General features: G+C 68.0%; 20 protein-coding genes, 1 tRNA gene and 1 pseudogene. 11 read left to right on the forward strand and 11 right to left on the reverse strand.

What is annotated here, in order from left to right:
* Positions 1 to 18: 18 nt before the first annotated feature.
* On the forward strand, positions 19 to 1,590 hold the full coding sequence (locus E6G92_00480) for a tetratricopeptide repeat protein (protein ID TMJ18370.1): 1,572 nt from the start codon (positions 19 to 21) through the stop codon (positions 1,588 to 1,590).
* On the opposite strand, the gene E6G92_00485 is transcribed toward E6G92_00480, so the two are convergent.
* Positions 1,581 to 3,062 carry a hypothetical protein gene (locus E6G92_00485; protein TMJ18371.1) on the reverse strand — a complete coding sequence of 494 codons (1,482 nt, stop codon included), beginning with the start codon at positions 3,060 to 3,062 and terminating at the stop codon, positions 1,581 to 1,583. The two genes, E6G92_00480 and E6G92_00485, sit on opposite strands and share 10 nt — an antisense overlap.
* 21 nt (positions 3,063 to 3,083) lie before the next feature.
* Positions 3,084 to 3,860, reverse strand: a complete 777-nt coding sequence (gene xth / locus E6G92_00490) for an exodeoxyribonuclease III (protein TMJ18372.1) — start codon at positions 3,858 to 3,860, stop codon at positions 3,084 to 3,086.
* A gap of 173 nt (positions 3,861 to 4,033) precedes the next feature.
* Between xth and E6G92_00495 the strand changes: the two are divergent.
* A pseudogene (locus E6G92_00495) lies at positions 4,034 to 5,110 on the forward strand (alpha/beta hydrolase).
* A 210-nt stretch (positions 5,111 to 5,320) separates the two neighbouring features.
* On the opposite strand, the gene E6G92_00500 reads toward E6G92_00495, so the two are convergent.
* From E6G92_00500 to E6G92_00515, 4 genes are all read right to left on the reverse strand, one after another.
* The gene (locus E6G92_00500; GenBank protein ID TMJ18373.1) at positions 5,321 to 7,669 is read right to left on the reverse strand and encodes a GMC family oxidoreductase; all 2,349 of its coding nucleotides are present in this window, start codon (positions 7,667 to 7,669) and stop codon (positions 5,321 to 5,323) included.
* Positions 7,666 to 9,531, reverse strand: a complete 1,866-nt coding sequence (locus E6G92_00505) for a hypothetical protein (GenBank protein ID TMJ18374.1) — start codon at positions 9,529 to 9,531, stop codon at positions 7,666 to 7,668. Before E6G92_00505 ends, E6G92_00500 begins: the two co-directional genes overlap by 4 nt.
* Positions 9,532 to 9,648: 117 nt before the next feature.
* Complete coding sequence (locus E6G92_00510; GenBank protein TMJ18375.1) at positions 9,649 to 9,909, reverse strand: DUF3297 family protein; 261 nt, start codon at positions 9,907 to 9,909, stop codon at positions 9,649 to 9,651.
* Positions 9,910 to 9,940: 31 nt separating this feature from the next.
* A complete protein-coding gene (locus E6G92_00515) occupies positions 9,941 to 10,876 on the reverse strand; it encodes a LysR family transcriptional regulator (GenBank protein TMJ18376.1) in 936 nt (311 codons plus the stop codon).
* Between the two features lie 92 nt (positions 10,877 to 10,968).
* On the opposite strand from E6G92_00515, the gene E6G92_00520 reads away from it, so the two are divergent.
* Both E6G92_00520 and E6G92_00525 read left to right on the forward strand, forming a co-directional pair.
* Entirely contained in the window at positions 10,969 to 11,595 is a 627-nt protein-coding gene (locus E6G92_00520; GenBank protein TMJ18377.1) for an FMN-dependent NADH-azoreductase, read from the forward strand.
* Positions 11,596 to 11,707: 112 nt separating this feature from the next.
* Complete coding sequence (locus tag E6G92_00525; GenBank protein ID TMJ18378.1) at positions 11,708 to 12,406, forward strand: pirin family protein; 699 nt, start codon at positions 11,708 to 11,710, stop codon at positions 12,404 to 12,406.
* 127 nt (positions 12,407 to 12,533) lie between these two features.
* Here the strand turns inward: E6G92_00525 and E6G92_00530 are convergent, their stop codons facing one another.
* Entirely contained in the window at positions 12,534 to 13,031 is a 498-nt protein-coding gene (locus tag E6G92_00530; protein TMJ18379.1) for a hypothetical protein, read from the reverse strand.
* Positions 13,032 to 13,220: 189 nt separating this feature from the next.
* Here E6G92_00530 and E6G92_00535 point away from each other — a divergent pair, with 189 nt between their 5' ends.
* The 3 genes from E6G92_00535 (at position 13,221) to E6G92_00545 (ending at position 15,877) form a co-directional block, all read left to right on the forward strand.
* Positions 13,221 to 13,547: a hypothetical protein gene (locus tag E6G92_00535; GenBank protein ID TMJ18380.1), complete on the forward strand. Its 327-nt coding sequence runs from the start codon at positions 13,221 to 13,223 to the stop codon at positions 13,545 to 13,547.
* Positions 13,548 to 13,758: 211 nt separating this feature from the next.
* The gene (locus tag E6G92_00540) at positions 13,759 to 14,166 is read left to right on the forward strand and encodes a response regulator (GenBank protein TMJ18381.1); all 408 of its coding nucleotides are present in this window, start codon (positions 13,759 to 13,761) and stop codon (positions 14,164 to 14,166) included.
* Between the two features lie 73 nt (positions 14,167 to 14,239).
* A complete protein-coding gene (locus E6G92_00545) occupies positions 14,240 to 15,877 on the forward strand; it encodes a peptidase S10 (protein TMJ18382.1) in 1,638 nt (545 codons plus the stop codon).
* 117 nt (positions 15,878 to 15,994) lie between these two features.
* Here the strand turns inward: E6G92_00545 and E6G92_00550 are convergent, their stop codons facing one another.
* Positions 15,995 to 16,624, reverse strand: a complete 630-nt coding sequence (locus tag E6G92_00550; protein TMJ18383.1) for a DNA-3-methyladenine glycosylase 2 family protein — start codon at positions 16,622 to 16,624, stop codon at positions 15,995 to 15,997.
* Positions 16,625 to 16,859: 235 nt separating this feature from the next.
* Here E6G92_00550 and E6G92_00555 point away from each other — a divergent pair, with 235 nt between their 5' ends.
* A complete protein-coding gene (locus E6G92_00555; GenBank protein ID TMJ18384.1) occupies positions 16,860 to 17,177 on the forward strand; it encodes a 2Fe-2S iron-sulfur cluster binding domain-containing protein in 318 nt (105 codons plus the stop codon).
* Positions 17,178 to 17,441: 264 nt separating this feature from the next.
* On the opposite strand, the gene E6G92_00560 is transcribed toward E6G92_00555, so the two are convergent.
* On the reverse strand, positions 17,442 to 18,173 hold the full coding sequence (locus E6G92_00560; protein ID TMJ18385.1) for an RNA methyltransferase: 732 nt from the start codon (positions 18,171 to 18,173) through the stop codon (positions 17,442 to 17,444).
* Positions 18,174 to 18,266: 93 nt separating this feature from the next.
* Here E6G92_00560 and E6G92_00565 point away from each other — a divergent pair.
* Positions 18,267 to 18,353 (forward strand) — tRNA-Tyr (locus tag E6G92_00565).
* 4 nt (positions 18,354 to 18,357) lie between these two features.
* Here E6G92_00565 and E6G92_00570 read toward each other — a convergent pair.
* Entirely contained in the window at positions 18,358 to 19,755 is a 1,398-nt protein-coding gene (locus tag E6G92_00570) for an efflux transporter outer membrane subunit (GenBank protein ID TMJ18386.1), read from the reverse strand.
* Positions 19,756 to 19,905: 150 nt separating this feature from the next.
* Between E6G92_00570 and E6G92_00575 the strand changes: the two genes are divergently transcribed.
* Entirely contained in the window at positions 19,906 to 21,138 is a 1,233-nt protein-coding gene (locus tag E6G92_00575) for an HlyD family efflux transporter periplasmic adaptor subunit (protein ID TMJ18387.1), read from the forward strand.
* Complete coding sequence (locus E6G92_00580; protein ID TMJ18388.1) at positions 21,135 to 23,285, forward strand: peptidase domain-containing ABC transporter; 2,151 nt, start codon at positions 21,135 to 21,137, stop codon at positions 23,283 to 23,285. The genes E6G92_00575 and E6G92_00580 overlap by 4 nt, the downstream gene beginning before the upstream one ends.
* Here E6G92_00580 and E6G92_00585 read toward each other — a convergent pair.
* Positions 23,257 to 24,216: a hypothetical protein gene (locus E6G92_00585; protein ID TMJ18389.1), complete on the reverse strand. Its 960-nt coding sequence runs from the start codon at positions 24,214 to 24,216 to the stop codon at positions 23,257 to 23,259. The genes E6G92_00580 and E6G92_00585 overlap by 29 nt on opposite strands.
* Positions 24,217 to 24,403 lie beyond the last annotated feature (187 nt).

Genomic DNA, 24,403 nt, shown 5'->3' on the forward strand with positions numbered 1-24,403 from the left:
AGCGGAAGGCCTCCCCGGATGAGTTCAGACAATGGCGGCAACGGCGCCGCCGCCACGGTCCGCGATCCCGAAACGGACAAGGCGCGGCTGCGGGCGATCCACGCCGCGCTGACGGCCGGCGACATCGAGGCGGCCGGAAAGATGGCCGAGGACGCGCTCGCCGACGGCATCGATCATCCGATGGTGCTGAGCTTCGTCGCCGGACGGCGCGAGGTGGAAGGCCGGTTCGCGGACGCGCTCGAGCTGCTTGTGCGCGCCAAAGCGTCCGCCCCGGAGGCGGCCGGCATAATGAACGCGATCGGCCTCAACCTGATGTGGCTCGGCCGGCACGAGGAGGCGATCGCGGAGTTCGGGGCGGCTTTGGCCGCCGATCCGGATTTCGCGCCGGCGCTGGCCAATCGTGGTACCGCCCTCGTGGCGCTCGCCCGCCCGCTCGAAGCGCGAGCCAGCTTCGAGGCGGCGCTTGCGCGCGATCCCGCGAACCTCATCGCTCTCAACGGCCTCGCCGCGCTGGCGCTGCGCCGCGGCGACGGCGCCGAAGCGCGGCGGCTGGCGAAGCAGGTCATCGCGCGCCAGGTCGAATATCCGGAGGCCCTGGCGACTCTCGCGGGCGCCGATATTATCGAGGGCGAGGCAGGCAAGGGGGAGGCGAGGCTTCGCCTCCTGCTCCGCGACCAGAGGTTGCAGCCGCCCGAGCGAGCCCTCGCGCTCGGCCTGCTCGGCGATGCGCTCGACGCGCAGCAGCGCTTCACCGGGGCGTTCCAGGCCTGGGATGAAGGCAATGGCATCCTTCGCGATCATTACGCCATGCATTATCGCGAGGGCCGAGGCGCGCTCGATCTGGTCCGGGAACTGACCGGCGCCATCGCCGGCAGGCGAGTAGCCGCCTCATGGGGGCGCGATCATGGCGGGCCGGCCCGGCGCCACGTCTTCCTCGTCGGATTTCCCGGATCCGGCGCGAGCCTGATAGCGGATATTCTTGCCGGCCAGAGCGGGGTCGTAACCACCGGCGAGCGCGACGCCCTGATCGATTCCGCGCGCCAGTTCCTCGGCGACGCGGACGACATCGCGCGGCTCTGCGAGGCCGAGGATAGCGCACTCGACCCATGGAGGGCGGCTTACTGGCGCCGAGTCGCGGAGGCGGGCGCCGATCCCGTCGGCCGGGCGTTCGTCGACGCGCACGAGCTGAACGTCTTCAAGCTGCCCCTGATCGCCCGGCTGTTCCCCGAGGCGCACGTGCTGGTCGCGCGCCGCGATCCGCGCGACGCGGTGCTCGGCGCGTTCCGCCATCGTTTCGAGATGAGCGCGCCCGCCTATCAGCTGCTGACGCTGGAAGGCGCCGCTGCGCTCTACGCGGCGACGATGGAGATGGTGGAGGCGACCGAAAAGGCGTTCGGCCTGTTCCTTCAGGCCTGTTCGATCCAGAAGCTCGCCGCGGATCCGAAGGGCGAGATGCGCGCGGTCTGGGCAATGCTCGATCTGCCGCAGGCGGAAACAGCCGGTCCGGCGGGCGCTCTCGAGATCGGCAAGTGGCGGGACTATGCCGGGGAGATGGCGGGCGTGCTTCCGATCCTCGATCGCTACGTCTGAGGCTCGACCACGAAATGGGTCAGCGAGAGGCTCTCGCGCCGCGAGCGCAGGATGAGCTTGAGCAGGACCAGATAGGCGGCGAGGCCTGACGAGGCGGCGATCGCCACGCGCAGCGCCAGGCTCTCGATCGGCAGCCCCATCACGATCATCGCCACACCGAGATCGGCGGCGGCGGCCGGCAGGGCGACCGCGGCGTAGAACAACGGCACCTCGACCCCGAACTCGCGGCGAAGGATCGCCCGGCGCACGATCGCCGCGCCCGTCGTCGCCAGCAGCGCCGCGAGCGCTCCGCCGGCGAGGCCGAGCCAGCCGATCAGCAAAGGCCCGCAGGCCAGCGTGACGGCGACGCTGGTCAGCGTGACGAGGATCACCCGCTGGGCGCGGCGGAAGAGCAGGATGAGGTCGCTGACTCCGAACGCGCCTTGCACCGTCTCGGCCGCGGCGAGCAGAAGCATCGCCCAATAGCCGGCGACGAACTCGGCGCCGATCAGGGCGAGCAGCGGCGCGCCGACGATCGCCAGCGCCGCCAGGGCCGGAAGCTGGATGGCGAGGATCAGCCGCGAGGCCGAGGCGGTCGCCCGGCCCGTCCGCGCCGCGCCGCCATGGACCAGGGTGCGCGAGACGATCGGGGTCAGCAGGCCGTCGAAGCTCTGGCGCACCTGGCGGATCGGAGTGCGCATCTGCTGCGCCATTCCGTAAATGCCGGCCGGCGCCTCGCCGAGCAGAAGGCCGACGAGATAGAGGTCGAGCCGGCCGGCAAGCGCTCCGACGAAGTCGCTGAGAGTCGGCCAAGCGGTGTGACGGGAGATGTCGAGCAGCCGCTTTGGCTTGAGTCGCCAGGCTCCGAGCCGGAATGGCCCGAGGCAGCGTCGGGCGCCGACAAGCGCGAAGAGGAGGGCGGCAAGCGTGCCGGCCCAATAGCCGACGATCAGCCCGGTCTCGCGCCAGCCGAACGCCCAGGCGGCGGCTGCTGCGACGACCCCGACATAGGGCTCGATCACCGACCGGCCCCAGACCTGCCACCGCATCCGGTGAGTCCAGCGCGTCGCGGCGAGCAGCAGATCGAGCAGCGCCTGCCCGACGATCATCGGCGCGAGCAGGAAGAGGGCCGTTTCGGTGTTGGCGGCGGCCAAGCCGGGGAAAAGGGTGATTACGAGCATGATCGGCGCCGCGCAGGCGAGGCCGGCGAGGATGACGAGGACGACGGAATCGAGCAGGATGTGCGGCGGCGGCCGCTCGGCGCTCCCTTCGTCGAGCAGCTTGAAGATCTGGCGCTTGAGGCCGGCGCCGCCGATCGTCACCGCAAGCTCGACCACCGCCACCGCGACGGCGAAGGCGCCGAACAGGGTGGCGCCGAACAGTCGGCCCGCGACGAAGATGAAGAACAATCGCGCGCCGAAGCGGATCAGGAAGCCGAGCGCGGCGGAGCGGCCTCCTCTGAGGATCAGGCGCTGCGCTGCGGAGGCGGTCACCCTTCTTCTTCTATCCGCCCCTCAGTCGGGATCAAGCGCGATCCAGACCGGCGCGTGATCGCTCGCTTTCTCTCTCGCGCGGACATGGCGATCGACGCCCGCGGCGCTGAGCCGCTTCTTGGCCTGCTTGTTCAGCAGCAGATGATCGATGCGAATGCCCGCGTCGCGCGCGAAGGCGTTGCGCCAATAATCCCAGAAGGTGAAAATCCGCTCCTTCGGGTGAAGGTGCCTCAGGGCGTCGGTCCAGCCCTGTTTCAGAAGTCGCGCATATTGCGCGCGCGGCTCCGGCTGGAACAAGGCGTCGTCCTGCCAGCGCTCGGGCTTGTAGACGTCGGCGTCGGTCGGGATGACGTTATAATCCCCCGCGAGCACCACCGGGCAATCGAGCCCCTTGAGCTCGGCCGCGCGGGCCATGAAACGCTCCATCCACCTGAGCTTGTAGGCGAACTTTTCGGTGCCGACCGGATTGCCGTTCGGCAGATAGAGGCAGCCGATCAGCACGCCGCCCACGGCTGCCTCGATGTAGCGCGAGTGGAGGTCGTCCGGATCGCCCGGCAGGCCGCGGCGCGTCTCCACCGGCTCGCAGCCTTTGGCGAGGATGGCGACGCCGTTCCAGCTCTTCTGGCCGTGCCAGATCGCGCCGTAGCCCGCCTTTTCGATCGCCGCCTCCGGAAAGCGCTCGTCGGGCGCCTTCAATTCCTGCAGGCAGGCGACGTCGGGCGAATCCTCCGCGAGCCACTCGAGCAGTCCGCCCAGACGCGCGTTGATCCCGTTGACGTTGAAGGTCGCGATCCGCATCGGCCTCCAACGCACGAAGGGCGCCCGATCGTTCCCCCGCCGTCGCGCGCCGGATTCGCCGAAATAGCGGATGCGGGAGGCCGAAAAGTGCGATAGATTTCAACAGGCGGGGCAGCGGCGACTCAGCCGGTCCAAAGGTTGCGCGCAAGCTCCGCGCGGCGAGGAGGCACGAAATGGCTCGGGAAATTCCCCTCTACACTCTGGCCGGCGTCCCGGATTGCGAGACCAGCACTCACCCGTTCTCCACCGGCGACGGCCTGGGCCTCTCGCTGCTTCGCTTCAACAAGGCGCCGTGCCGCGACGTCGTAATGATCTGCCACGGCCTCACCACCTCGTGCGACATGTTCATCATGCCCGAGCACGAGAATCTGGTGCGTTTCCTCCATGCCCACGGCCTCACCGACGTCTGGACCCTCGATTACCGGATGAGCAACCGCCATCCCTACAATCTGCTGCGCCACCGCTATTCGATGGATCATGTCGCGTTGTTCGATTTCCCTCCGGCGCTGGAGGCGATCCGCGCCGCGGCCGGAGGCGACGTGCGAATCCACGTCATCGCCCATTGCCTCGGCTCGGCCTCGTTCACGATGAGCCTGTTCGCAGGGGTGGTGAAGGTGCAGAGCCTGATCGCCAACAGCGTCGCGCTCACACCGCGGGTCCCGGGCTGGTCGCGGGTGAAGCTCGCGCTCGCCCCGTTCCTCGTCGAATATGTGCTTCAGCAGCCTTACGTCTCGCCCAATTGGGGGTCCGAGCCCGGCCTCACCACCGGCAAGGTCGTCGCCAAGGCGCTCGGTCTCGCCCACCGCGAATGCGACGAGAGCGCCTGCCACATGCTGAGCTTCATGTGGGGCACCGGCTTTCCGGCCCTCTACAGCCACGACAATCTCCTCCCGGTCACCCACCGGCGCGGCGGCGACCTCTATGGCGCGACCGCGGTCAACTATCACCGCCACGTCAACATGATGGTGAAGGCCGGAGGGGCGGTGAAGATGTACCCGAAGGATCCGGCGCTCGCTCCGCTCCCGGACGACTATTTCGAGCGCGCGGGCGAGGTGACCACTCCGGTCCTCTTCACCACCGGCATCGACAACAAGGTGTTCACCGATTCCAACATCCACTGCCACGGCCGGCTCGAGAAGATCGCTCCCGGCCTTCACGAGCTGGCCGTCTTCGACGGCTACGGCCACCAGGACGTGTTCATGGGCAAGGACGCGGCGAAGGAGGTCTTCCCCCGGATGCTCCAGTTCATCGAGAAGCACGCCGGCGGGAGCGCGCTGGGTACCGGCCCCGCCGCCATGCCCCAGCTGATCGCGACTCCGATCGAGGGGAGCTGAGGGCTTCCTTTCGCATCGTCATTGCAAGGAGCGCAGCGACGAAGCAATCCAGCGGGCCTCCGAATCAGAACTGGATTGCTTCGCTACGCTCGCAATGACGAGCTGGAGTAGCGGGTCGGCACAGCCTCACGTCCCGTCGTGCGAGGGCTTCGGCGCCATCCCCTTGTAGGTGTCGAACAGCTGGCCGGCGAAGAACATGCTGAACTTGCGGATCGTGTTGAGCCGGGAAAGCAGGCTCGGCGCGTTGGTCACGGTCATCGTCGTCAGCTGGTGGGCGAAATCCATCGGATCGATCTTGAGCGTGCCTTCGAAAGCCAGCGGCGACTGGTCGTCCCTGCCGCAGTAGATCTTGACGAAGAGAGTCGTCGTGTCGCCCCACAGGTCCAGGCCGCGATCGTCGTGGATCAGCTTGCGGCCGTAGAAGTAGAAGGCCGTTCCCTCCGCCGTGGCGAGCGGCATTCGATATTCCATCAGCCGGGTCGCCGCCTTGTCGGGCGCCTCGGTGAAGAGGTTGAACCGGCCCTTCTCGATGGTCAGCGGGTCGGGCGAGACGGCGGGCAGATGGAGAGTCCCGATCAGGTCCGCCTCGTGCGCGGCCTCGCGCAGCAGCCGGTCGGCATCCTCGGCGATCACCGTCACCACGAAATGGCAGTCGGATGGGACTCCGCCGCCCGCGGGCACGACGGTTCCGGCCATCTTCTCCGTGAAGCGGATGCCGACCGTCGCCGCCCCCTCGTCCGGCGCCTGCTGGGCGGCGGGCGTCATGTCGATCGTCCGGCCTCTGTCCGCGGCGAGCTTCATCATCGCCCGCTCGGTGAAGGCGGTGATGGTGAGCAGCGGATTGACGCCCAGCGAGCGCGGCATGATCGAGCCGTCGCAGACGTAGAGGCCCTCGTGCACGGCCGCGCCGCTCGCCCCGGAAAAGACCCGGCAGCGGCCGTCGACGACGCCCTCGGCCGCGTCGTCCGCCATCCGGCAGCCTCCAAGCGGGTGGACGGTGACCAGATTGTGATCGAGCAGGTCGGTCCAGATCGGGTTGGGCACATAGGTGCCCCCGGTCGCGGCCACCGCTTTCTCGAGATTGGCGGCGACGCGCTTGAAGCCGTCCATCTCGCCGACCCCCGGCCAGACGACTCCAAGCCGATCGTCGGCGAACTCCATCACCCCGCCGGCGCCGTCGTGCGACATGACGAGGAAGGTCTGGGTGTGATTGACGGCGCCGTGATAGGGGCCGCGCACCAGGCTCTCGATCTCGCGCGCTTTCTCGGTGAAATAATCGCCCGTGTCGGTGTCGGTGCCGAGCGCCGACGCGCAGGCGGCCATCACTCCGGGCAGGAAGGGGCCGATGCCGCCGGGAATCGAGCCCTCCTCGATCACCATCCCCCGTTCGACGTCGTCGGCGCCGTCCCTTGCGGCGCGAAGGTCGATCAGGCCGGAGATGCAGGGGCCGACCGGGCGGCGGCCGTCGGTGCGGTAATCGTAGCTCGGCGAATCCTGGCCGAAGCCGATGCCGTCGATCGGCCGATCGTTGTTGTAGCCGAAGGCGAGCACGTCGCCATTGCCGCTGAAGCCCTGGCCGATCCGGTCCGAGATCGGCAGGCCGCGCTCGCGCGAGCGGAACAGGATTTCGGTGGAGCCCAGGGTGCCGCCGGCGAGAACGACGATGTCGGCACAGACGGTCGGCTCCTCCGCCTCGAAGCCTTCGCGGCCGAGCGACAGCGGCGCATAATGGACGCACCAGCCGCCGCCCTCGCGGGCGCTGACCGAGCGGACCTTGACGCCGCAGAAGATCTCGGCGCCGAACGCGGCCGCGTCGGGCAAATAGTTCATCTGGGTGGTGCTCTTCGCGCCGGTGTTGCAGCCCGAGCAGCAATCGCCGCACAAATTGCAGGCGGGCTGCCAGATTCCGGCCGGGTTGTAGCCGGCGGAAAAGCTGACGTTGATCGGCGGAAGGCTGAGCGGCACTCCGAAGGCGGCGGCCGCCGCCTTCATCGCCTCGAGCTTGTTGAGCTTCGGATAGTCGGCGCCGCCATCCGGATAGGCACGCGGCTTCAGCATGGTCAGCGCCCGCTCGTAGCCGGTCGCGAGATCGGCGTCGCCGACGCCGGCGGGCCAGGCCGGGTCGTCGAACAGCCTGGGATCGGCCTTGAGCGAGACGTTGGCGTTGATCAGCGAGGTCCCGCCCAGCCCGCAGCCGACCAGCACGTTGATGTCCTTGCCGGCATGGAGGTCGAACAGGCCGGTCGCTCGGCCGAGATGGCCCTTCGCGCCGTTGACCTGCGATTCCCGGGTCGCCTCGGCCGGCGTATCGGGAAACTCGCCGGGCAGCCTCTCCTCGCCCCGCTCGAGCAGCGCCACCTTGTAGCCCATCCGCGCCAGCCGCGACGCCGCCGCGCCGCCGCCGTAGCCGGAGCCGACGACGATCGCGTCGTAGCGCGTCTCCATTTCGGAGAGCGGCCTGGAAATCCTTTTCATGGCGCAACCTCGATCGGGGGTTCGATGAGCGTTTCCGCGAGCGTGCCGTCGTCCGTGTCGGGCACGGATCTGAGGCCGATCGGAAAAATGGAGAGACCGCCGTCTTTGTCGATGCGCAGCCGCAGGAAGCTCTTGAAGTTCTCGATCCGCATCGACGAAAAGCCTTCGTTCGGGTGGCGGCCGAGCAGGTTCAGGCAGACGAGCAGATAGGCGCCGAAGACGAAGCCGGAGACGATCGCGGAGACGATCGTCGCCACGACGAGGGTCGCGATATTGTCGCCGCGCGCCCAATCGCCGGGGAACAGGCCTTCGCTGTAATGGACGATGGCGCAGACCGTCAGAGTCACCGCCGCCGCCTGCGCCAGCGCGTGCGCGGTGCCCATCGCGACCTGAAGCCCCCGCGAATAAGGCGATTCCGCGAACTTCACGTAGCCGAGCCACGCCACCAGCACGAGCAGGGCCGACCATGGCGATGAGCCGATCAGCTCCCAATAGGCCTGGATCGAATGGAGGAAATCGCCCTTGCGCAGAATCGCGCTCATCGAATCGGCCTCGGCGGCCCGGGCGTGAAAATCGAGCACCCAGTTGAAGATTCCGTAGAGCGCCATGTAGGTCGCCACGAACAGCTTGTTGAGCAGTGGGAATTTGAGGTTGCCCCAGGCGAGGGCACGAGAATCCGCGACGCTGGGGAAAACCGCCTTGCCGTCGTTCGCGATCCTGAAGGCGCGATCCTGCGCCCCGGCGCTCGGCTCCACCCCCGGCTTGGGAAAGCGGTAGCGGAACAGCTTGTCCTTCAGGTGATGGGTCGGATGGAGGAAAGCCCCGCCGCCGCCGCACACGATATAGTGGCGGGCGGGGCGTTCCGGATCGTCGTCATGTTCGACGTAGCGGCAATAATGATGGCTGTCGCCGGTCAGCACGACCTTGAGCTTGTGCCCCATCGGCGCCCCGTTTTCGGGCCAGCCCGCCTCGCGGTTTTCGCGCGCCTCGGGCATCTGCGCCAGGCCGGCGAGCCGCTCGAGATAGGAAAAGCTCTCGAACTTCTTGTCGGGATCTTTCGGGTCGACATAGGCCCAGGCCGGATCGGCGACGCACAGGATCAGCTTCGATCCCGGGTTCATCCAATAGGCCGCGGCGTGCTGGAAATAGTCGATCTGGGGCTGGTCGATATAGCCTTCCAGCTGGCTGTCGGTGCCCCACACCCACCAGTCGCCGGGAAGCTCGATCGCGAAGTAGCTGCGCGTCTGCTGGGTCCGGCGGCCGCCGATCACCTTGCCCTGGCGGCTGATGCCGAGGTCGATCCCGGGCCGCGCCAGCCGGCGCCGGCAGAACAGGCCGAAGAAGGAGTTGAGCCCGTCGTACCAATCGTGATTGCCCGGAATGGCATAAAGGTGCGGCTGCTCGCTCTCCTCCCACTTGGGTTTCCCGCCCGGCGCGTAGGCTTCGTCGAACGGGCCGATGAAGCGGTCCCGATAATCCTCGCGCGAGGCGGTCGGGTAGACCTGGTCGCCGCCCAGGATGAGCAGCCGGCCGCGCGGCAGCGTGTGGCCCACCAGCGCCGGCTCGGCGGCGAGCCGGGCCATGGCGAAGGTCGATTTCCAGCCGTCTCCGCTATCCGCCAGGAAATCGAACCAGAACGCGCCCGTCTGCGGGTCGCGCGCCCCGGAATAGTCGAATTCGCCGTCCTTCGGCGTGGCCTGGATCGCATTGGCCGCAGCGATCGCTTCGCGCTTGTCCGCGAAATGGCCGAACAATGTGGAAATCGCCGCTCGGACGCCGGTCTTGGCCAGCAGGCGAGGATCATACCATCCCGCCATCGCCATCTTCACCGGTGGTTGCGGGTCTCGTGCGTTGCTCGCCATCTTCCCCTCCCGACTGAAGGAGAAGGCTAACTCAAGTCTTCGAGTCGTGCGAGGATATTGCGCCGAAAAGGATAGAATTCATTTCTCTGGGAATTCGAGGGCGTCACTGGCGCTTTTCTATTCGCCGCTTTCGCTTTCGTCCCTCCACCAGGTCTCGACATCGCCATTCAGCTTCACGGTCACCGGCATTCCGTGGCGGTCGACCGCCTTTCCCGCGGCCACTCGGATCCACCCTTCCGACGCACAATATTCCTCGACGTCTTCCCGCTCCCGTCCCTTGAACCGGATTCCGACTCCGCGCCGCAGCGCCTCCATGTCGAAATGCTGGCTCTTCGGGTTGTTGGAGAGGCGGTCGGGGGGCGGCGTATCGTCGGCCATGGGCGATCCTTCGAATTGGTCCTGGCGCTCCTTAGCGCGTCACATCCTCGCGTCCAGCCATCCAGCACGGATCCCAGCCCGGCTCGGGTCCGAATCGCTGGACCAGGAAATCGACCAAAGCCCGCACCCGGGCGGTAACCGCCCGGCCCGGCGGCATCACCGCGTGGAGCGCGCCTTCCTCGAGCGCGAAATCGCGAAGGATCACCTCGACTCCTTTGTCCTCGATCGCCGGGGCGGCGATGAAGCTCGGCAGGATGCAGATGCCGACTCCGGCGCGCGCGGCGGCGAGCAGCATCTCGCCATTGTTGGTTCGGATCCTCGGCCTGATCCGCACCGTCTCCCAGCGGCCGCCGCTCTCGAAGCGCCACTGCTCGTTGCCGTAGGCGAGGATGACGTGGTCGGCGAGGTCGGCCGGACGGCCCGGACGCCCGTGCGCCGCGAGATAGGCCGGGCTGGCGACGACGCACTTGCGCACCGGAGCGATCCGCCGCGCGACCAGCGCCGAATCGGCCAGCCGGCCGATGCGCACCGCCAGATCGTAGCCGCCGCCGGCGAGGTCGACCGTCCGGTCCTCGAATTCGATGTCGAGCTCGACCTTCGGGTGCGAGTTCGCGAACGCGGCCAGAGCGGGCGCGAGATGCACGGTTCCGAACGACAGCGGCGCGGTGAGCCGGATCGGACCTGCGATCTGGGTCACCGCCTCGGCCACCACCTCCTGGGCCGCTTCCAGGTCGCCGAGGATGGCCGAGGCGCGGGCGTAATAGGCCTGGCCGATATCGGTCGGCTGCGCGCCGCGCGCGGTCCTCGTCAGCAGACGGGCGCCGAGCCGCTCCTCCAGCCGCGCGACCCGGCGCGACAGGACCGGCTTGGAAAGCCCCATCCGCTCGGCGGCGCGGGCGAAGGAGCCGGTCTCGACCACCCGCACGAAGGCGAGGACGTCGATCAGATCGGGCGAGGAGTGTTCCATATTTCGCAACGCTGCAATACCGGATACCGGCCTATCGGCAACGCACATAGGCACCTAGATCGGGCTCTGCAATTCCTCCGAAAGGAAATGAGATGACCACCGCCCTGATCGTCACCAGCAGCGCCAACGGCGAAGCCTCGGTCTCCAGCCGCCTCGCCGCGACTCTCGCCGAGCGGCTTCGCGAAGCCGATCCGTCCGCGCACATCCTGCTGCGAGACGTCGGCTCCGATCCGCTGCCCCACCTGACCGCCGACACGGTCGCCGCGATCAAAAGCGAGCCGGCGACGGAGGCGGAGCTTGCCGCTCGGGCGCTTTCGGATTCGCTGGTCGAGGAGCTGGCGGCGGCCGACATCCTGGTCATCGCCTCGCCGATGTACAATTTCGGCATGAGCTCGACGCTCAAAGCCTGGTTCGACCACGTCCTTCGCGCCGGAGTCACCTTTCGCTACACCGCCGAGGGCCCGGAAGGGCTGATGACGGGCAAGAAGGCGGTGCTGATCGAGAGCCGCGCGGGCTTTTACAGCGAGGGACCCGGGGCGGCGATGGACGGCCAGGAGCCGCACATCCGCAACCTGCTCGGCTTCATCGGTATCGACGACGTGACCGTCATCCGCGCCGAGAAGCTCGCCTTTGGACCCGAAGCCGCCGAGGCGGCGATCGCGCAAGCGAGCGAAGCGCTCGGCCTCTTCGCCGGCGAGACTCTGAAGCTGGCGGCCTGAGATCGCGTCATTGCGAGGAGCGAAGCGACGAAGCAATCCAGCGGCGCTCGAGGCCGCACTGGATTGCTTCGCTACGCTCGCAATGACGCTAAAGAACCATTGGAGACTTCTCATGATCGACATCCGCAAATTCTCGACGATCGGCCACGCCGATCACGGCTGGCTGAACGCCCGCCACCATTTCTCCTTCGCCGATTATCACGATCCGGCGCGCATGGGCTGGGGCGCGATCCGGGTGTGGAACGACGACGAGATCGCCGCCAGGTCCGGCTTCCCGCCGCATCCGCATCGCGACATGGAGATCGTCACCTACGTCCGGCAGGGCGCGATCACCCACCAGGATTCGCTCGGCAACAAAGGGCGCACCGCAGCGGGCGACGTCCAGGTGATGAGCGCCGGCACCGGCGTGAGGCACGCAGAGTATAATCTCGAGGACGAGCAGACGACGCTCTTCCAGATCTGGGTGCTGACCGACAAGCCGGGTGCCGAGCCCGCCTGGGGCGCGGCCAAATTCCCCAAGGCCGATCGTTCGGGCCGCTTCGTCACCCTGGCGAGCGGCTTCGACGGCGACGAGGGCGCGCTCCGGATCAACTCGGCCGCCCGGGTGATGGGCGCGACTCTGGCGGCGGGCGAGACGGCCGAGCTAACGCTCGATCCGTCGCGCCACGCCTATCTCGTCGCCACCCAGGGCCCGGTGGACGTCAACGGCGTCCGCGCGGAGCCCCGGGACGGAGTCGCCATCACCGGCGAGGAGAAGCTGACGATCACCGCGCTCGAAGAGGCCGAGATCGTCCTCGTCGACGCGCGCTAAAGGCTCCCCTCCCTGGAAGGGAGGGGCCGGGGGTGGGTAGCGCCGTCAGGCGCTCCGAACACCAAGGCCCGAGGGCGCGCTACGCGCGCACCCACCCCTAATCCCCTCCCTTGCAGGGAGGGGACAACTAAGTCTCCGTATCCTCGATCCGTTCGCGCCGCACCACGCGGCGCGGCGCCTCGTCGTCGCGCTCGACATAGACCGTGCGCCGCCGGCCGTCGCGGAAGAGCGGGACGAGGCCGAGCAGGCCAAGCAGCCCGAGCAGGCCCCAGGGGAAGCCCTCGCGCTGGCGGTAGCTCAGGGCGACGTCGTTGGCGAAGGGGTCGGCCGGGTCGGCGAAGCCGTTGGGATAAGCGACGTCGGGCTGGATCGTCGTCACCGGCGGCGGAGGCGGGGCCGTCTGCACCTGCGGCGTGACGACCACCGGCTGGGCCGGCTCGACCGTCACCGTGCTCGACGAGGAGGGCGGCGAAGCGGGCTCGATCGGCGGCGCAGGCTCGACCTTCGTGGTGGAGGATGGGGCGGGGGCCGGCTCGGTGCTGTTCTGCGCCGCGGCGGGCCCGGCCAGCGCGAGGGCGAGGGCCGCTGCGGCGGCGAGGCTGGGCTTCATGGCGTGTCTCTCCATTTTGTGACGCTCCTGCAACAAGTTCGGCGGCCGGCGCCGGTGCTTCAAGCACCATATTCCGCCTGCCGTCCCGGGAAAACAAGTCGTCGCACGTCGCTCGGTCGGCGCTTCCCACGTCCCGGCCTTTGCGACACTATACCGCCAGCGGGTGGGGTTGTTCCCGCTGGGCGTATCGTGGGGACTGTTTCAGTGGCGATGTATGTGTACTCGACCGACGGCGAGCCCGTCGGCTTTGTCTTCGAAACCACCATCTACGATCTGGAAGGCTCGCCGCTCGGGCGGATCGTCGGCTGCCGCGTGCACCGGTTCGACGGCACCTATGTCGGCGAATGGTTCCGCGACATGGTCGTTCGCCGTCCGCAGGGCCGGCCGCGGATCATCCCGCCGGCGCCGACGCCCTCGCGCCGTCCACCGATCGCCGCCTCTTACCGGCTGAGGGCGGTCGTCGATTACGGCTATCAGGACGCCTTTCCCTCTTTGCGCGAAACCGGCTATCTGCGCGAAGCGGCCGAATAGGGAACCGCGGCGCGAAAGCGCGAGTTAAAAGGCCAAGGGTCTGGACCCATAACCGGAGACAGCCGTGACGGGCTGGCATTTGTTGTCTGGCAAGGAGGAAGAAGGGAGCGATGCTTGATGCATCGTGACCGCCGCGCCGACGCCGCCAGGCGGCAAAGGACAGCCCGCCGCTTCGCGGTCGGCCGGAGGCCGATCCCGGCCGCCTCCGGTTATGGGTCCAGACCCTAAGGTGGCGAGCGTGAATATGATCCTGGTCGTCGACGACGACCCCCTGGTCCGCGCGACGATTGTCGGCGCGCTGCACGAGCTCGGCTATCAAACCGGCGAGGCCGCGGACGGCGAGGCCGCGCTGGCCGCGCTTCGCGCCGCCGAGCCGCCGAGCCTGGTCATCCTCGATTATGTCATGCCCGGCATGGACGGCGCCGAGGTCGCGCGCCAGATCGCCGCGATCGATCCCGATCTTCCGATCGTCTTCTCGACCGGCCATGCCGCGCTCCGCGCGCTTCGCTCGGCGGCCGGCGAGGAGGCCGCGGTGCTGGAAAAGCCCTTCACCCTCGACGAGCTCGACGATCTGCTGCGCGAACGCCTCGTCGAACGGCGCCGCGGGCGGGCCGCCTGAGGTCATAGGGAGCGTTGCCAGCGCGCGGCGCGCTTGGCAGAGGAAGGGCGCCTTCCTTTGGAGTGTTGATTCGATGCGCCTCGTTCTCGCCGCCGCTCTGCTCCTTGCCTCCGCCGCCGCCGCCGCCGCCCAGGAAACGCCGCGCGGCCGCGACGCTCCAGGCTCCGCGCGGCCGCCTTCCGCCACCGCCCACCGCGACGCGCTCATCGCCGATGTCGAGGATGCCTGGGTGCGCCCGCCGGTCGATGAGCATACTTCGGTCAGCCACGGCGCGGTGACTCTCCGGGGCGGCGCGCGCATCGCCTACACCGCGACGGCCGGAACGCTCACCCTTCGCGACGACGAAGGCAAGCCGACCGCCTCGGTCTTCTACACGGCCTATACGCGCGACGGATCGGCGCCGGGCAGCCGGCCGGTCACCTTCTTCTACAATGGCGGGCCCGGCTCCGCGACGGTGTGGCTGCACATGGGCAGCTTCGCGCCGGTGCGGGTCTCCACCGCCAATCCCGAATATATCCGGCCGGCCCCCTACGGCTTCGGCGCCAACCCGGATTCGCTGATCGACGCCAGCGATCTCGTCTTCGTCGACGCGATCGGCGCCGGCTGGTCGCGGCCCTTGGGCGAGAAGACCGGCCGCGACTTCTGGGGCGTCGACCAGGATGCCGACGCCTTCGCCCGCGCCGTCCAGCGCTACGTCACCCTCAACAACCGCTGGACCTCGCCCAAATTCCTGTTCGGCGAAAGCTACGGCACTCTGCGCAACGGCGCAGTCGCCGCCTTGCTCGAGCAGCGCGGCCTCAGCCTCAACGGCATCGTCTACCTCTCCACCATTATGAATTACGGCGTTCGCCAGCCCGGCTACGACCAGAATTACCTGACCCTGCTGCCGAGCTACGCGGCGACCGCCTGGTATCATAATCGGCTGCAGAACCGGCCGGCCGATCTGGAGGTGTTCCTGACCGAGGTCCGCGCCTTCACCAGCGGGCCCTATGCGGCTGCGCTGGCGCGTGGCTCGACGCTGCCGGCGGACGAGGCGCAGGCGATCGCGCGCCAGATGTCGGCCTATATCGGCATCAGCGCCGATTATATCCTCCGCTCGGACTTGAGGATCAGCCTGTCGCACTTCGAAACCGAGTTGCTGCGCGACCGGCGCCTCGTCGTCGGCCGCCTCGATTCGCGCTATTTGCTGACGCCGGACGACGCCAATGCCGACAGTCCGCCCGACGATCCCGCCTCGACGGCGATCTCCGGCGCCTTCATCTCCAGCTTCATGGATTATTCGGGCCGGACGCTCGGCTATCACAGCGAGATGCCCTACCGGATCTCGGCCCGCGGCGACGACTGGCGCTGGGACTGGCAGCATCGGGCGCCGGGGGACCGCCAGCCCCAAATCTCGCCCAATACCGCCGTCGATCTCGCCTACACGATGCGCACCAACCCCTATCTCAAGGTGCTCTTCCTCAACGGCTATTACGACATGGCGACGCCATTCTACGGCACCGAGTTCGACGTCTCGCACATGCTCCTGAACGAGCAGCTCGCCCGCAACGTCAGCTTCCGCTACTACCAGTCGGGCCACATGATCTATCTGCACCCGGAGGCGCTCGCCCGGATGCACGACGATCTCGCCGCCTGGTATCGCGAGACGGTGGGCACGGCGGCTTCCGGGCGTCCCCCAATCCGCCCCGGAGCGCAGGGGGCAAGGCCGTAGCCGCCCCGCGCGCAAGCCCGCAGGCTTGCGCCGCGGAGCAGGCAGGCCGGCCGACAGGTCGGCATCGCCGAACCTGATCGACGTCACGGCACGATGGTGCCGTGACGGACCGGCACATCAGCCCTTCGCCAATATATCGCTCTGGTGCCGGTGGTGCCAGGCGAACACCGCGGCGGCGCCGCGGTGCGGGCTCCACGCCTCGGCAAGGGCGCGCACGGCTTTCTCCGTGGGCTTGGCGTCGAGGCCCATGATGTTGCCGATCTCGATCTGGACGGCGAGGTCGCCTGCCGGGAAGACGTCGGGCCGCGCTTCGGCGAACAGCAGGTAGATTTCGGCGGTCCAGCGGCCGATGCCCTTGACCGCGGTGAGATGGGCGATCGCTTCCTCGTCGTCGGCGGGGAGCTTGTCGAAATCGAGCCGGCCGGAAAGCACTTCTTCGGCGAGGCTCTTGGCGTAGGCGATCTTCTGGCGCGAGAGGCCGGCGGCGCGCAAATCCTCTTCGCTGGTCCGCGCCATGTTGGCGGGGTCGCCCGCGCCGCCGGTCGTCGCCTCGACCCTGGTCCAGATCGCGGCGGCCGCCTTGATCGACACCTGCTGGCCGACGATCGCGCGAAGCAGGGTCACATAGCCGCGCTCGCCGATCCGCGGGGCCGGCAGGCCGACCCGCTCGAGCGCCGCGGCGAAGGCCGGCTCGATCGCTCCGAGCGCCTTCAGCGACCGTTCCAGTTCCTCCGCCGTGATTCCCATACCTTGCGCTCCTTTCGGCGGCCTAACTGAATCGACGTTCAGCGTAATTCACTTATTTCGCTCGGATATCCCTTGCCCGTCACCCCCGCGAAAGCGGGGGTCCAGCTTCATTCTTGTAGGCGATTGAAGAAGCTGGATTCCCGCTTTCGCGGGAATGACGATGAAAATTGAATGTCGAACCGACCTAGCATAGGGCGCGCGACAAGCCTCTCATTTCTTGCGTCCAGGAAGCCTTATGCCCAGCCTCGTCATCGTCACCCGCGACGGCACCGAACGCGTCGTCGAGGCGCGCCCCGGCTGGAGCGTGATGGAGAATATCCGCGACAACGGCTTCGACGAGCTGCTCGCTCTGTGCGGCGGCTGCTGCTCCTGCGCGACCTGCCATGTCCACGTCGATGCCGAATGGTTCGAAAAGACCGGCCCGCGTAAGATGGACGAGGACGATCTGCTCGATACGTCGGATCACAAGACCGAGCTGAGCCGCCTGTCCTGCCAGATCGAATTCCGCCCGGAGCTGGACGGCCTCAGGGTGACGATCGCCCCGGAGGATTAGGGCCGACTGAATTAGAAGTTCACCCTTGGACTGCGAATTTCAAAGGAGTGGACTGCGAATTTCAAAGGAGTCATCCCGGCGAAGGCCGGGACCCATGAACACTTTGGATGCAGGAGAAGCGCAGGCTTACGCCTTTTCCACCGAACGCCAAGTTCATGGGTCCCGGCCTTCGGGGGCCCCGCAAAGTAGTACTTTGCGGGGTGCCCCTTCGCCGGGATGACTCGGTAATTGTCGCCAATCCAGGCAAGCCAATTGAATACGGACCTAGGCGACGTTGGCCGCGTAGAGGGCGATTGCGGCGGCGTTGGAGACGTTGAGGCTTTCGATTCCGCCGATCGGCAGGCGCGCCAGAGCGTCGCAATGCGCCTCGGTATTGTGGCGCATGCCTTCGCCCTCGGCGCCGAGCACAAGCGCCACGCGCGCCGGGCCGAGCGCGTCGGCCAGGTTCATCTCCGCCGCTCCGGTCAGCCCGATCCGCCAGAAGCCGGCTTCGGCCATCTCCTCGAGCGCGCGCGCCAGGTTGACGACCCGAACCCACGGCATCGTCTCGAGCGCCCCGCTCGCGGCCTTTGCCAGCGCCCCGGATTCGGGCGGCGCGTGGCGGTCCTGGGTCACCACGCCGAGCGCGTTGAACGCCGCGGCCGAGCGCAGGATGGCGCCGACATTGTGCGGATCCGTGACCTGATCGAGCACGACGAGCGGCCTTCGGTCTTCCGCCTGGTCGAGCAGGTCCGCGAGGAGCAGGTCGTCGAGCCGCTCGACCTCGGCGACGACGCCCTGGTGAGGCGCGTCGCGCGGGACCATCCGGCCGAGATCGGCGACATCGGAAAAGACGACCGGGATCGATCCGAAATCGAGCGCCGCCGCGGCCTCGCGGGTCGCCCAGATGCGGTGGATTTCGCGGTCCGGATTGGCGAGCGCGGCGGCGACCGCGTGGCGGCCCCAGAAGCGGGGCCGGTTCTCGGCCTTGGTCGCCTGGCGGGCCTTGCGTCGCATGCCGCCGCAATGGCGTTCGCCGGCCTTCGTGGCAAGCGTTGACACCGCTCCGCCCTTTCGCCAATGGAGCCGCCTTCCTATGTCGACCCCTCTGGACAGGTGGCCGAGTGGTTAAAGGCAGCAGACTGTAAATCTGCCCGGGTTTCCCGTACGCTGGTTCGAATCCAGCCCTGTCCACCACCTTCTAGGCGAGCGGCGAATAGGCTCCGCCCATCGCCTTGAACAGGTCGATCGCCGCCTCCAGCCGCTCCTGATGGGCGACGGCGCGGGCGTCCTCGGCCGCCACCAGCCGCTGCTCCGCGTCGAACAGGCTCTGCAGGTCGGTTTCGCCTTCCATATATTGCAGCCGCGCCAGCCGTGCCGTGACTCGCGCTTCCTCGACCACCTGAAGCAGCAGCGCTTCGCGGGCACGGGCGCGATCGACCGCCGACAGGGCGTTTTCCGTTTCGGCAAGGGAAGTGAGCAGGACGAGCCTGTAAAGCTCGACGCTTTCCACCTGCTGGCCGGCCGCGAATTCCAAATTGCCGCGCAGCTGGCCGCGGTTGAAGATCGGAGACAGCAAGCCTGCGCCGAGCGAGACGGTCGCGGCGAGCGGCCCGGACAGGCTCGCTGCCTGGCCGATGCCGCTGGCGCTGAGGCTGAGTTGCGGAAAGAAAGCGCGCCGCGCCGCGTCGACGTCGCCCCCGGCCGCGTCGATCCGGGCCTCGGCGGCGCGGATGTCCGGGCGCCGCACCAGCAACTCCGGTGGCGGGGCGACCGCCAGGTCCGGCACCTGCAGCGCATCGAGCGGCGAGGGCGTCAGGACGAAACGGGGCGCTTCCTCGCCGATCAGCACCGCCATCGCGGTCCTCGTGCGGTCGAGCGCCTGGGAAAGACGAAGCCGGTCGGTCTGCAGCTCGCGCACCTGGATGGTCTGAAGCCCCAGATCCACCCGCGTCGCATCGCCGGCATTGGCGCGCGCGCGGATGATCCGCTCCAGCTCCACCGCCTGTTCGATGTTCCGGTCGAGCAGGCTGATCCGCGCGGCAAGGGCGGCGCGCTGCACGTAGATCCGCGCCACGTCGCCTTCGACGATCAGCGCCGTGGCGCCCTGGTCGAACTCGGCGGCGCGCAGGCGGTGCCCTTCGGCGCGCCGGCGGGCGCGGTTGGCGCCGAACAGGTCCAGATCGAAGGAGATATCGACTCCGGCGAAGGCGTCGCTGAAGTCGAACGGATCGGAGGTGGTTCGCTCCGTGCGGGTGCCGCTGAGCCCCGCTGACGCGGTGACCAGCGGGAACATCGCGCCCCGGGCAATTCCGAAAAGAGCGCGGGCCTGCTGGATCCGCGCCCGGGCGACGCCGACGTCGCCATTCTGCTGCAATGCGCGGCCGATCAGCCCTTCGAGCTCCTGGGAGCCGAAGGCCGCGCCCAGATTGGCCGGATTGGGTGCCGAGACGCCACCGGAAGCCGCCGGGCCGGGAGCGGGCTGGCTCCACGCGGTGGAGAGCAGTTGCGGCGCGACCTCCAGCTCGACATGGGGCGCGCACGCCCCCGCCGCCAGCGAAAGCACGCACAAGCTCCCGATCCGCATCCTTTGCGCCATGCGCCCGCTCTAACGGACCTTCGGTTAATTTTGGCTAAGCCAGTCGAGCCCGCGCAAACGGCTGCGCTCGATGGTGAGCCGCGCCTTAACCGAGCCTTTAGGTCTCTCTTGTAGCAGCGGCCATCGAGTGGCGAGGCGCATCCCGAGGACATGAACAAGCAGCTTTTTCGGATGGAGGTCATCGACGCCAGCCGGGACAGGCTGGCGGGGACCGTCATTGCCGCCGTTCCGCCTTCCTCGCGCCTCTATACCGGCCTCGTCCTCGCCCTTGCCGCGGTCATCGTCCTTTTCCTCACCCTCGGCAGCTACGCCACCACTGCCCGGGTGCGCGGAATCGTCGCCTATGACGCCGGAATCGCTCGGGTCTATCCGTCCGCCACGGCCGAGGTGAGCCAGATTCACGTCCGCGACGGACAAATCGTGCCCGCCGGAGCGCCGCTTGTGACGCTGTCGCTGGCCCAAGGCGCCGGCGGCGTCGGCGGCCAGCTCACCCAGCTCGCCGCTCAGGACGTCGAGCTCGGGCGCCAGATCGACCTCGGCGCCGACATCAGCAGCGCCGAGCTGCGCGGCCTTCAGCAGCAGCGGCAGAGCCTGGCGGCGGCGATCGGCTCGCTGGAGCGCCAGCGCCGAATCGCCTCCGGACAAGTCACCCTCGCCCAGTCGGCGGTGCGGCGCGCGTCGCAGCTCGCCGGCGAGGGTGCGGGCAGCCAGCGTCAGGTCGAGGACAGCCGCTCGGCCCTGCTCGCTCGGCAGGCGGAGCTCGAATCGCTCAACGAGCGGATCATCAGCCAGCGCGAGACTCTCCAGACCACCGAGGCGCAGATCGCCCAGCGCTCGCTCGAGGGCGGGCGAACGCGCTCGGTCCTCACCGCCCAGCGCGCGGCGATCGCCGAGCAGCGCGCCCAGCTGATGCGCACCGACCGGCTGGTTCTCACCGCGCCGATCGGCGGCGAGGTCGGCGACGTCAGCGTCGAGGTCGGCCAGCATGCCCGCCCCGACCGCTCGCTGGTGACGATCGTGCCCCGGGGGAGCCGCCTCGAAATCTGGGTCTATGCGCCCTCGCGCGCGGTCGGGTTCGCCACGCCCGGCCAGCAGGTGCGCCTCTTGTTCGACGCCTTCCCGTACCAGAAATACGGCGCCGGCCGCGGCACCGTGACGGCGGTGTCGCGAGTCGCCACCGAGCCGACCAATATCGATTCCAACCTCGGAATCGAGGAGCCGGTCTTCCGCATCCGCGTCCGGATCGACGAGGTCGCCCCCCGAATCCCCGCGGACCGCCGCACTCTGCGCCCGGGAATGACCCTCACAGCCAACCTCGTGCTCGAGCGCCGAAGCCTGTGGGAAGTGCTGTTCGATCCGGTGATCGGGGCGTTGAGCTCGTGAGCGGGATCGAATGGCCCTGGTCGCAGCGTATGCAGCCGCTGCTTCAGTCGGAGGCGGCGGAGTGCGGGCTCGCGTCGGTCGCCATGATCGCGCTTCATTACGGCCACCGGGTCAACCTCAGCGGCCTCAGGCAGCGTTATCCGACCTCGATCAAGGGCACGACGCTCGAGGAGCTGATGGGCATCGCCGCCGATCTCGAGCTTGCCCCGCGCGCCGTGCGGCTCGAGGTCGACGAGCTCGACAAGCTGCAGAAGCCCGCGATCCTTCACTGGGACCTCAACCATTTCGTCGTCGTCGAATCGAGCGACTCGAAGCGCGCGACGATCCTCGATCCGGGGCGCGGGCGGCGGATCATGCCGCTGGCCAAGCTCGGGCGCCACTTCACCGGAGTCGCGCTCGAGCTGACTCCGACCGCGGACTTCAAGCCCATCGAGGCGCGCAACCGCACGCGCCTCAGCAGCCTGTGGAGCCGGCTTTCCAACTATCAGGGCCCGTTCACCCAGATCCTGCTGCTCTCGCTTCTGATCCAGGTCACCGCCCTCATCACTCCCTTCTTCATCCAGCTGGTCGTCGACGAGGCGGTCGGGCAGGGCGACACCAACCTGCTCGCGGTCCTGTTCATCGGCTTCGCCGTCGTCTTCGCGCTCGCCGGAATCACCCGGGCGCTTCGCGACTGGGTGGTTCTGACGCTCGGCGAATCCCTGTCCTTCCAGCTCGGCGGCAACGTCGTGCGCCATCTCGTGCGGCTTCCGCTCGGCTATTTCGAGCGCCGCCACGTCGGCGACCTCCTGTCGAGGATCGGCTCGATCCAGCCGATCCAGTCGCTGCTGAGCAAGGGGATCGTCAACCTGCTGATCGATTCGGCCCTGCTGGTGACCACCGTGATCGTCATGTCGATCATCAGCCTGAAGCTGACCGGCATCGTCCTCGCCATGACCTTGTTCTACGTCCTCTTCGTCCAGCTCCTCTATCCCGGCCTCAGGCGCCGGACCGAGGAGGAGCTGATGGCCCGCGCGAATGAGGAAACCTACCTCATGGAGACGATGCGCGCGATCCGCGCGATCAAGCTCCACGGCCACGAGGCGATGCGCGAGAATGGCTGGCGCAACCGCTACGCCGAGGTCATCTCGGCCGCCTACAAGGCGCGTCTCGTCGACATCAAGATCGACCTCGCCGAGGACATGCTGTTCGGCCTCGCCTTCCTGATGACCGTCTATTTCGGCGCTCTGGCGGTGATGAGCCAGGAGCTGACGGTCGGCCTCCTGCTCGCTTTCCTCGCCTATCGAAGCAGCTTCACCTCGAGCGCGACCTCGCTGATCGGCCAGTTCCAGAAATGGCGCCTGCTCGGAGTCCACCTCGACCGCCTCGGCGACATCGTCGGCGAAGCCAAGGAGGAAATCCGCGCCGCCGCCCCCCGCCAGGGCCTGCTTCCCGGCCCGACCGTGCGCCTCGAGGGGCTGACCTTCGCCTACGGCCCGGCCGAGGCGCCGATCCTCGACAAGGTCGATCTGGAGATCCCCGAGGGCAGCTTCGTCGCCATCGTCGGCCCTTCGGGCTCCGGCAAGACGACCCTGATGCGGATCCTGCTCGGGCTTCTCCAGCCGAGCTCGGGCAAGGTGCTGATCGACGGCGTCCCGCTCGGCCCTGCCACCGTCGCCGCCTGGCGCGGCCGGATCGCGGCGGTCATGCAGGACGATTATCTGCTGACCGGAACGCTCGCCGACAACATCTCCTTCTTCGATCCCTTTCCGGACCAGCCGGCGATCGAGCACGTGTCGCGCCTCGCCCGAGTCCACGACGACATCGCCAAGATGCCGATGGCCTATCACAGCCTGATCAGCGACATGGGCGCCGCGCTGTCCTCCGGCCAGCGCCAGCGCATCCTCCTCGCCCGCGCCCTCTATCGCGATCCCGATGCCCTCTTCCTCGACGAGGGCACCGCCAATCTCGATCCCGCGACCGAGGCGCAGATCGTCGCCATGCTCGGCAAATTGCAGGTGACCCGGGTGGTCATCGCCCACCGCCCCGCCCTGGTCGAGAAAGCGGACATCGTGCTGAGGCTGGAAGGCGGCAAGATCGTTCAGGTCACGCGTGCCGAGCGCGCTCAGCGGACCTTCGTCACCACTCCGTCGCCGTCGACGACCTGACCTTCATCTCGATCTCGACGATGGATTCCATCGGCAGCACCTGCAGCATCTTGCACAGGCGCGGGTCGAAGAAGTCCCTGAGGATCGGCGGCCGTTTCGAAGCGAAGTAGAATTCGGGATCGGCGCCGACGTCCGCGTCGGCGGTGAGCTTGAGCTCGTCCTTCCGGGTCACGTCCTCGATGATGCAATAAGCGTGGGTGATGCCGAGCCGGCGCAGGCTGTAGGCCCGGTGATAGCCGTTCTGGAGCAGCACGCGCGATCCGCTGCGGATCGCGCTCAGGAAGTTGGATCCGAAGCCGACCATGATGCCGACCATCGCCGCGACCGGCCCGCTGCTGTCGAGGCCCTCGATCTCTGCCGGACGAAGCAGCCGCGGCTCATGCGCCCGGAAATCGGTCGAGCGGCTGGTGAAGAGGAATCGGTCGCCGGAAAGGCGCTGGATCCGAACGTCCGGCAGATCGCGCTCGAGCGGCAGGCAGAAGCGGAACAGGGTCTCGTCGTCCGGCTCGGGCCCGAGCGTCGCGGCCAACCGGTCGGTGAAGCTGTGCTCGACGCTGTTTTGCGAGACCACCAGCTTGTCCAGCTCGACCCGTGCGAAGGTGAAGGGAAGATTGTCGAACGAGGCGCGAAACCACGGGCTCGCGCACACCGCGTCGACCAGCGGCTGAAGAGCGCCGTCCAGAGGCAGACATTCCACCTCTTCGGCGATTCCCGCCTCGCTCTGCTCAAGATCGTAATAGAGATCGTTCGCGGCCCGCCATTCCTCGGTCAGCTTTCGCGGATCGGCACCGCGCCCGCCCACGACCTTGTGGGCGACGAACTCGAGATAATCGCTGAGGTGCGGCTGGCCGAGCAGCCAGGCCATCTCGCAGGCGGCTTCCTGCTTGGCGCTCGGCGCGGCGATCGGCTTGTGGCGCAATGCGGCCCCCATTGATGCTGCTGCCCTCTCGGGGCGGCCCGGTCTGCCTTAGCGCGGCACCGGTTTGGAATTGGTGAAAATGGGCCGGGGCCGCATCGGCGGCCCCGGCGACCGGGTCTTAGTAGCAGCGATTCTTCGACCGCTTGGACTTCGACTTCTTGCTCTTGCTCTTCTTCGACTTGCTCTTGTGCGAACGGCT

It is taken from the genome of Alphaproteobacteria bacterium, assembly GCA_005883305.1.
In the GTDB taxonomy this organism is placed as follows: domain Bacteria; phylum Pseudomonadota; class Alphaproteobacteria; order Sphingomonadales; family Sphingomonadaceae; genus Allosphingosinicella.

Excerpts from the sequence above, each read along its gene's own strand:
- E6G92_00480 (TMJ18370.1), top strand. The coding sequence starts at position 19 with ATGAGTTCAGACAATGGCGGCAACGGCGCCGCCGCCACGGTCCGCGAT.
- xth (TMJ18372.1), bottom strand. The coding sequence starts at position 3,860 with ATGCGGATCGCGACCTTCAACGTCAACGGGATCAACGCGCGTCTGGGC.
- E6G92_00500 (TMJ18373.1), bottom strand. The coding sequence starts at position 7,669 with ATGAAAAGGATTTCCAGGCCGCTCTCCGAAATGGAGACGCGCTACGAC.
- E6G92_00505 (TMJ18374.1), bottom strand. The coding sequence starts at position 9,531 with ATGGCGAGCAACGCACGAGACCCGCAACCACCGGTGAAGATGGCGATG.
- E6G92_00510 (TMJ18375.1), bottom strand. The coding sequence starts at position 9,909 with ATGGCCGACGATACGCCGCCCCCCGACCGCCTCTCCAACAACCCGAAG.
- E6G92_00515 (TMJ18376.1), bottom strand. The coding sequence starts at position 10,876 with ATGGAACACTCCTCGCCCGATCTGATCGACGTCCTCGCCTTCGTGCGG.
- E6G92_00520 (TMJ18377.1), top strand. The coding sequence starts at position 10,969 with ATGACCACCGCCCTGATCGTCACCAGCAGCGCCAACGGCGAAGCCTCG.
- E6G92_00525 (TMJ18378.1), top strand. The coding sequence starts at position 11,708 with ATGATCGACATCCGCAAATTCTCGACGATCGGCCACGCCGATCACGGC.
- E6G92_00530 (TMJ18379.1), bottom strand. The coding sequence starts at position 13,031 with ATGGAGAGACACGCCATGAAGCCCAGCCTCGCCGCCGCAGCGGCCCTC.
- E6G92_00540 (TMJ18381.1), top strand. The coding sequence starts at position 13,759 with ATGGGTCCAGACCCTAAGGTGGCGAGCGTGAATATGATCCTGGTCGTC.
- E6G92_00545 (TMJ18382.1), top strand. The coding sequence starts at position 14,240 with ATGCGCCTCGTTCTCGCCGCCGCTCTGCTCCTTGCCTCCGCCGCCGCC.
- E6G92_00550 (TMJ18383.1), bottom strand. The coding sequence starts at position 16,624 with ATGGGAATCACGGCGGAGGAACTGGAACGGTCGCTGAAGGCGCTCGGA.
- E6G92_00555 (TMJ18384.1), top strand. The coding sequence starts at position 16,860 with ATGCCCAGCCTCGTCATCGTCACCCGCGACGGCACCGAACGCGTCGTC.
- E6G92_00560 (TMJ18385.1), bottom strand. The coding sequence starts at position 18,173 with ATGCGACGCAAGGCCCGCCAGGCGACCAAGGCCGAGAACCGGCCCCGC.
- E6G92_00570 (TMJ18386.1), bottom strand. The coding sequence starts at position 19,755 with ATGGCGCAAAGGATGCGGATCGGGAGCTTGTGCGTGCTTTCGCTGGCG.
- E6G92_00575 (TMJ18387.1), top strand. The coding sequence starts at position 19,906 with ATGAACAAGCAGCTTTTTCGGATGGAGGTCATCGACGCCAGCCGGGAC.
- E6G92_00585 (TMJ18389.1), bottom strand. The coding sequence starts at position 24,216 with ATGGGGGCCGCATTGCGCCACAAGCCGATCGCCGCGCCGAGCGCCAAG.